The sequence below is a fragment of the Pseudoalteromonas sp. 5Ae-yellow genome (assembly GCF_014077565.1).
In the GTDB taxonomy this organism is placed as follows: Bacteria; Pseudomonadota; Gammaproteobacteria; order Enterobacterales; family Alteromonadaceae; genus Pseudoalteromonas.
The window spans coordinates 36,849-44,541 of the sequence record NZ_JACGWD010000033.1 but is presented as its reverse complement, the minus strand read 5'-3'; the positions used below and the strand labels follow the sequence as shown (position 1 = coordinate 44,541).

5 protein-coding genes are annotated in these 7,693 nt (G+C 36.7%); 3 read left to right on the top strand and 2 right to left on the bottom strand.

Features of this window, described 5'->3' with window-relative positions:
• Positions 1-136: 136 nt before the first annotated feature.
• Positions 137-1,486 (bottom strand): class II 3-deoxy-7-phosphoheptulonate synthase, encoded by a 1,350-nt coding sequence (locus tag H4J63_RS10545; protein WP_182196448.1) that lies wholly within the window; start codon positions 1,484-1,486, stop codon positions 137-139.
• 994 nt (positions 1,487-2,480) lie between these two features.
• Between H4J63_RS10545 and H4J63_RS10540 the strand changes: the two genes are divergently transcribed.
• Positions 2,481-3,356: a DNA replication terminus site-binding protein gene (locus H4J63_RS10540; protein ID WP_182196446.1), complete on the top strand. Its 876-nt coding sequence runs from the start codon at positions 2,481-2,483 to the stop codon at positions 3,354-3,356.
• Positions 3,357-3,425: 69 nt separating this feature from the next.
• Here H4J63_RS10540 and H4J63_RS10535 read toward each other — a convergent pair whose 3' ends face one another.
• Positions 3,426-4,640 (bottom strand): hypothetical protein, encoded by a 1,215-nt coding sequence (locus tag H4J63_RS10535; RefSeq protein ID WP_024591590.1) that lies wholly within the window; start codon positions 4,638-4,640, stop codon positions 3,426-3,428.
• Between the two features lie 773 nt (positions 4,641-5,413).
• Here H4J63_RS10535 and H4J63_RS10530 point away from each other — a divergent pair.
• Positions 5,414-6,652 carry an AAA family ATPase gene (locus tag H4J63_RS10530; protein ID WP_166376676.1) on the top strand — a complete coding sequence of 413 codons (1,239 nt, stop codon included), beginning with the start codon at positions 5,414-5,416 and terminating at the stop codon, positions 6,650-6,652.
• 15 nt (positions 6,653-6,667) lie between these two features.
• Complete coding sequence (locus H4J63_RS10525; RefSeq protein WP_182196443.1) at positions 6,668-7,630, top strand: transcriptional regulator; 963 nt, start codon at positions 6,668-6,670, stop codon at positions 7,628-7,630.
• The last annotated feature ends 63 nt before the right edge of the window (positions 7,631-7,693 follow it).

The window sequence follows — 7,693 nt, the reverse complement described above, 5'->3', positions numbered from 1 at the left end:
ATGGCTTGCTCAATCGGCGTTTAGAAAATAAGCCGAAGGGATAGAAGAATACAGGAGCCGTATACGAGGCCCGTACGTACGGTTCTGTGAGAGGGATGAGGCAAAAGCCTCACCCTACTCGATGTATCAATAAATATTATTTACGTGCGTCTTTTAGTAAATCAGCGACTAAAAAGCCTAACTCTAATACTTGGTCGGCGTTAAGGCGTGGATCACACTGCGTCTTGTAACGCTGTGCTAAGTCATCGTCAGATAAACCGTAAGCACCGCCTGTACATTCTGTTACGTGCTGACCTGTCATTTCTAAGTGAACACCACCTGCGTATGAACCTTCAGCTTTGTGTACAGCGAAGAACTGACTGATCTCGCGCATGATATTATCGAAGTTACGCGTTTTGTAACCTGAAGTCGCTTTTTCAGTATTACCGTGCATTGGATCTGAGCTCCAAATTACTTTACGGCCTTCTTGTTGAACTCTTCTTACTAGTGCTGGGAGTTTTTCTGGCAGTACGTCTGCACCCATACGCGTAATTAGCGTTAAACGACCAGGAATATTATCTGGGTTTAATGCGTCAATTAAACGAATTAGGTCGTCAGGGTCCATACTTGAGCCAACTTTAACACCAATTGGGTTTTTAATGCCTTTAAAGAATTCAATATGTGCATGGTCTAGTTGGCGTGTACGTTCACCAATCCAAACAAAGTGAGCAGAACAATCGTACCAGTCACCCGATAAATGGTCGCGACGTGTTAGTGCCTCTTCGTAACCAAGTAGTAAAGCTTCGTGAGAAGTGTATAAATCGGTTTCTTTTAAGCTTGGCGCAATTGTAGAGTTAATTCCGCACACTTCCATAAACTCTAGTGCGTCTTGAATTTTATCTGCAAGTTGTTGGTATTTTTCTTTAAGTGGATTTGCAGCAACAAAGCCCATGTTCCAGCGGTTAACCTGGTGAAGATCGGCTAGGCCACCTTGTGCAAATGCACGTAATAAGTTTAACGTAGCAGCACTATGATGGTATGCAGTCATTAAACGTTGTGGGTCTGGAATGCGCGCTTCTTCTGTAAACTCAATATTATTAATAATGTCGCCACGGTAAGATGGTAAAGAAACGCCATTAATTGTTTCTAAGTCTGCTGAACGAGGTTTAGCGTATTGACCAGCCATACGCGCTATTTTAACTACTGGGCATTTACCGCCATAAGTTAATACAACAGCCATTTGTAAAATTGTTTTGAATGTATCGCGAATATTAGCGGCATTAAAATCGCTAAACGACTCGGCACAGTCACCACCTTGAAGTAAAAATGCACGACCTTCGCACACGTCTTCAAGTTGTTTGAATAGGCTTCTTGTTTCTTCTGCAAAAACTAGAGGCGGAGCCGTTTTTAATTGGCCTTCTACTGATTTAAGTATTTCTTGATCTGGGTACTGTGGCTGCTGCAGTATTGGCAGCTCTCTCCAGCTATTTGGGTTCCACGATGACATAATTTTTCCTCATTCCTACATTACCTGATAAGAAGAAATTAACGTATGCAGACCCCTATGTTCAAGGACTAAATTCACTATTTTCCAATTATTTAGTTATGAGTTAAGTATAATAGTAATCTTACTTAACCTAGGTGGTTATATAACATACACTTTAGTTTTATTTCGAAGAAACTAAAGTGTTTAAATACATGCGTTTAGAGCTAACTATTTACAATTTTAACGCATTGAGAATAAATAGTACATAAGGGTATGTTATACGTAATTTTTATAGGAACACATCATACTTAAATAGCAGCTTCTGTAATCTTAACTTTACGCGGATAATTAATTAATAGCTATCAAGTGCTATGTGCAGACCTTAATGTATGATATGAGCGTTTGTGGTAATCATTTATCTGCGCTTTAAATCCTAGACGCATAGTCTTGTATAGCACTCGTATGCAGGACTATATTCACAAGTGCCACAACTTAAAGGTGTGGTAGGCCATTAAGTTTTCTCTTCAAAGTGATAGTGCTAATTTACAATTCATCATGATTAAAGCCGCTACTGCTTGAAGTATCCTTAAAGAGGAACTGATATCAAAAAGCATTTGTAGTCATTGTAACCTTTAGCCTGATCACCGTACTGCCAACACGGTGTAATATGAGTCAGTAATTATAAATACTAAGACTGTTAGATAAATATATGAAAATTATATAACTCCGCTTAACTCATTTTTCTAAACTTAGTTTTATCACCTACTACGTAGATAATCTAGTACTTGGCGTATTAGCCTTTTTATATACGACAAAGTAAATACTCCAATATCATATGAATTAGTAAGGAGTTTCAATCTTTCTTAGTATATATATTTTCACTATAAAGAACACATCATACTTAATTTAATTAAAGTATAGATATAAGCACCGAATACTATTAATTATTAATTTAGACAAAGCAAAGTGCATGTTATAACATAAAGCTAGTAAGATGTGTTCTTTGAGGTGTGTAATGGTAACTAAGGTACAAATTAGAAGTCAGTTTGATTTAATGAACGAATTAACTTTGAGGTTGATTGAAGAACTAAAAGAGTGTGAATTCTCCAAAGCGGAATATTATCAATTACCAGATGTAAGTAGTCTCGATGAGAGTAAAGTTCCAGAATCTATACTTGTTTCTAAAATCACTGGAGTACCTGCTCAAAAAGCAATCCTAAACTCTTTTTCAGACATTTATAAAAAATCGGGCTTAAGTAGTCGCGTGTTAAAAAGGCACCCTGGTTTACTTGTTATTAAAAATGCAGATAAACAAGCTTTAAATAATCGTATAGCACAGGTTAACAAAGCTAAAGCTAGTTTCAAAGAGTGTATATTGGCAATTGATAATAACGATGCCCGATTTGAGGCTGTTCATAATGCAATACCAAATTTAATAACACTTGCTGCCTATCGTAAGATTCACAGTGAGAGTGAATCACCATTTTCTGTTAGGTTTACTTGGATGCACAAGCACGCAACTAAAACGTTGACTAAAAAAATGGCCCTCGAAATGCTCGACAAATCGGCCAGTTATCGAAATCCAAGAATGATAGATCAGCAAAAATGGCAATCACTTGTAGCTCAAGAACAATTACGGGTTGCTAGTTTAGGTGAAAAGGAAAAATTAAGAATTCGTCGCCCTACTCGCGTAAGCCCTCAAGTTAATGTGAGATACACAGCACAAAACCGCTATCATGTGAGCGCCGCATTACCATTTATTCTGATTAATCCAGAACCAGACGTTAAACTAGGTATCTTACCTGATTATAAAAAACCCGAAGCTCATCCTCGAAAACGTGAGTATGATTTTTTAGTTGATAGGCTATATTTAGAACAAGTTGACCGATAGCTATTATGTTAAAAAGGCCACAATATGTGGCCTTTTTAGTAAATATGTACAGTATTTAAATAACGTTTATTATTTTTCTACTATCTCTTCTATTTTATCTTCATCAATTAACACTGCATTTTCAACAATGCGTTTACCGCCTTGGATTTCAATGCGTTTATTGTGTTTGTTCAATGTAAGTATTTCATCGCAAAACTGATCAGACGGGTGCATTTCGTATGTGTAATCGATAATGTTACCGGTTTTGTCATCTTTAACGTTTGTAATGCTGTATTCTGATATTGCACCTTTTTCAATCAAATCTTTCATTGTGGTGGTCATATCACGACGAAGAGCTTTTAATTTATTTTCGGTAATATCATCAGTTGAATAAATAGATCCGTATTTTTCCATAATAGAAAGTAATCTAAAATGGTACGTTTTACCTGGTGCTGCATAACGCCAAAGGTGATACAAACGAAGCATCATCCAACGCGATAATCCACGTTTTAATTCTTGTGCGCTATTAAAGTAATACCCTTTGTATTCAAGGTTATCAATCATGTTATGAACAAATGCATTTAAACAGGCGACGCATTTTACATTGCCACCCTGACCTTTTTTGCCACTAAAATGCAGTGACGATAAAAAGTTCATGTTTGACTCGTAAAACGAATCATCTATATCAGAATTTTTAGTATCTGTTGCCGAATATTTAAATGAAAGTTTAGAACCTTGCAATGCTTCAAGTGACTCTTTTATTGCAGGATATGGCATTGACTGCCCTACCGCTTTGAGTTCTTGTGCTAATTCGTTCATAGAAAAAACAACCGCGTATTGAATACCGGATTTAAAATTAATTTTAACTATTTTGCCTTTAGAAGCTAAACGAATAAGTGCTCGCTCTACTTTTTCTTCTCTATCTGATGGCCAAACAAGGTATTCAACATCTTCGCCATCTTTGCGTGTACTTACAACAGCTGGCGTTATTTTTATTTCGCCATCGTACAAAATACCATCTACTTTTTCAGATATTTTACGCGTAATAATTGTTTTTTTAGGCGCTTCTTCAAGTGGCAATTTTTTATAGCCCGAGCGAACAAAGCGTCCCCACAAATCATAGTGATTAAACGTGTTTGAATATGCACGTAATCCATGTGCTGCATTTTCAATAGAAATTCGCACGTCTTTGTTGTCTGTAAATAGTGCTAAACTTTCGTTATCTATTGCACTTTCCACCCCGTGGATTTGGCCCCTAAGTGTATCGGGCAAGTTATCTACCGAGATGTTGACCTTTCGGCTCATTGTTCTTATTTCCATTTTTATTGCGACAGCTAATAACAACACATTAAGCAACAAAAGTTAAATGTTTAAGTTAGTATAAAAGTGATCTGACTTTAAATAAAACGTTTGGATCACTATTATACTAAGTAATGTACATTACTTACGATTTCAGATCATATTTATACTAACTGGACTATCACAAATCTAATTTTTACTAACTCAGCTGTTATTTTGTCCATTACAATGGCTTAATTTTAAAATTAAGCACGACAAATACACCAAAAAATATATTCCCCTGTGGATAAAGCCTTACCGAGTTAGAATAGATCTGATCTGTACCAAGTACAGATCAGATCTATACTAATTAAAAGCGTATTTTTATGTTGCGACTAGTGCATAACTTTATAATTTACTTAGTAAAAAACTGATCTGCAGGGCTCTTTTTGTTCATAACTTCATGCGTAACCTGTGCATAACTCTATATTTAAAATTGACCTTAGTAAAAAGCTGATCCGCAGGTAGATAAAGATCTGATCTTAACCAAGTATAAACCTGATCTGCTTTTTTAAACATTATTTATATAAATCATAATGTTATGTGCTGTTTTTACACCCTTAGCCTTTATTACCTTATATATTTAACCACCTTTAAACTTCTTTATTTATACTAAGCAATATTAAAGGTGTAAAAATATTTTTAGATGTCTTGTTTTTAAAATGCATGTCGTCTTAAATAGTTGTTTACAGCTATTTGAATGGACATTATACTAACTGCCTAACTTTGAGGAAGAAAGTATGTCTATCAACAATAACGCATTAAGTACCTATCGGCTTTTGAAAGCCACAGCTGAAGTTGCTGAAAAATCATTAGAAGGACGTATTCAGCACTACCGTGCCCATCTTAAATCAGAAGAAAAAGAATTAAGAACGTATACGCAAAAAGCAGCTGCTGATTTATTAGGTTGTAATAATCGTACTTTAAAAAGACGTCATGATAATGGCGACTTCGATGATTTAAACATAAAACGCGGTGCTAACGGTCACTATGCTTACACATTAGTAAATATTTTTGCTATGGCCGATATTATGGACATTAAACCAGATCACCGTACTGGTGATGACAAACTGCAAGTTATTGTTATTAACTCCCTCAAAGGCGGTTGTGGTAAAACAACTAGCATGGTTAATATTGCAGCAGCCTTAGCAACTACAAATATAAAACGTTATCGCATTGGTATTATTGATTTAGATCCACAAGGTTCATCCTCAAGCTTTTTTCCTTCAAGTGAGCACGAGCCGATTACTGTCGGTGATTTAATGCGCGATTGTATAGATTTAGACGAGGGTGAAACATGGCCTGAATTTGTGTCTAACTCATTTTTACCAACGCATATACCAAATATTCGTGTACTACCATCGGGTATGGATGACTTTTACTTTGAGCACGAAACAGCAACATTGCTCAAAGATACCTCTAATTATGAGCAAACTCGCCACTACCATAAGTTACTTGAGAAAGTAATTGATCCCGTTAAAGACGAGTTTGATATTATCTTAATCGACACAGCTCCAACCCTTAACTTTATGTTTTATAATGCATTAATGGCCTCTACAGCGATGCTAATACCAGTTCACCCTGAAGCTGTAGATTTTGATGCTAATAACAAATACTTAAAACGTTTAGGCGAGATTTATCATACAGTTGCAGCCCTTGGCCATGAAGGATGGGACTTTATGCAGTTTTTAGTAACTAACTATGTAAAAGGCAACCATTCACAACGCGACATTGTTAAAGATGTTCGTAGTGCTTTTGGTCGCCAAGTAATGAGTTACCCAATTAACCATAGCTCAGCAATAACAGCCAGTTCGTCTTCTTTTAACACTATTTTTGATCAAAAAGCGTCAGACAGCTTAGCTAGTCGCGAATCATTAATGCGCGCTCAAGAAAATATTAAAGATGTGGTCGATGAGCTAGAAATGCTTATTCGTTCAAATTGGCAGTCAACTCAATCAACACTCAATACCCCTAAGTAAGGATGTTAAATAAAAATGGCTAAAAAACGTAAAAATGACACCCGCTTAGATCCATTCGCAACTGCTGTAGGCAGTAGTAGCCTTGATGCATTACTAGAACAAGCGAATGCTGGCGATGTAATTAGAATGCCTGCACCGAGCGACCCTGCTCGTCAAATTACGCTTGTTTGTAAAGTGATCGCACATGCTGATATTGAATCTACCACTGGTGTATATGGCAAAAATCGTCGTGTACAGGCACTTCTAAACGAAAAGTCAGTATCAGACATTCTTCCTGCAATTCGTGAGGATGGCCGAAATCAACATCCTGCCTTACTTTGGGATCAAGGTGACAAAAGTTTAGTTCTGGCAGGTTCACGTCGTCGTATGGCCTGTATTTTAGGTAACGCAGATTATTTAGTACTTAGTTCAAGCGATTTTACTGATCAAGATGCAAAAATTTTAGCGGTATCTTCAGATCAATACATTGCTCCGAGTTTATGGGAGCTTGGCCAAGCATACCAACAAACTAAAAATGAACTTATTGAGCAAGGTAAAAAAGGATCTTATAGAGAGATTGCCGCGGTAGAAGGTGTATCGCATACTGCAATTGCAGATGCAATTAAAGCTTATGAGCAAATTCCTGCTGATGTTATTGCGCTTTACCCGACTGCTAATCACGTAGGCCGCGAAGTCGCTAAAAAGCTTGTTAGCGCAAAGGAGCGAGACGAAGAGGCGTTTAATCAACTTGTTAGTGCCCTTGCTAGTGATAAAGAGTTAAATGCGATTACAAGCGACGACAAGCGTGCAATGGCGATCACTAAATGCCTAACTTCAGAGCCACAAGTAGCTGTTAAGCGCGAAGCTGTACTAGAAAATAACTTTATATCGGTACAACGCAATTTAAAAAGCGGTGATGTCTCTATCAAAATTGATAATAAAGTAATGACAGACAAACGCTTAGAGCAATTAACTAAGTTATTAAGTGCCTTTAATTAGTTAGTTAAATAATGATCTGTCAGGCATGTTTACTTAGTTAAATAGTGATCTGGCAGATTGTTT

Bases quoted from the DNA above. Each gene is read 5' to 3' on its own strand.
- H4J63_RS10535 (WP_024591590.1), bottom strand. From the start codon at position 4,640: ATGAGCCGAAAGGTCAACATCTCGGTAGATAACTTGCCCGATACACTT.
- H4J63_RS10545 (WP_182196448.1), bottom strand. From the start codon at position 1,486: ATGTCATCGTGGAACCCAAATAGCTGGAGAGAGCTGCCAATACTGCAG.
- H4J63_RS10540 (WP_182196446.1), top strand. From the start codon at position 2,481: ATGGTAACTAAGGTACAAATTAGAAGTCAGTTTGATTTAATGAACGAA.
- H4J63_RS10525 (WP_182196443.1), top strand. From the start codon at position 6,668: ATGGCTAAAAAACGTAAAAATGACACCCGCTTAGATCCATTCGCAACT.
- H4J63_RS10530 (WP_166376676.1), top strand. From the start codon at position 5,414: ATGTCTATCAACAATAACGCATTAAGTACCTATCGGCTTTTGAAAGCC.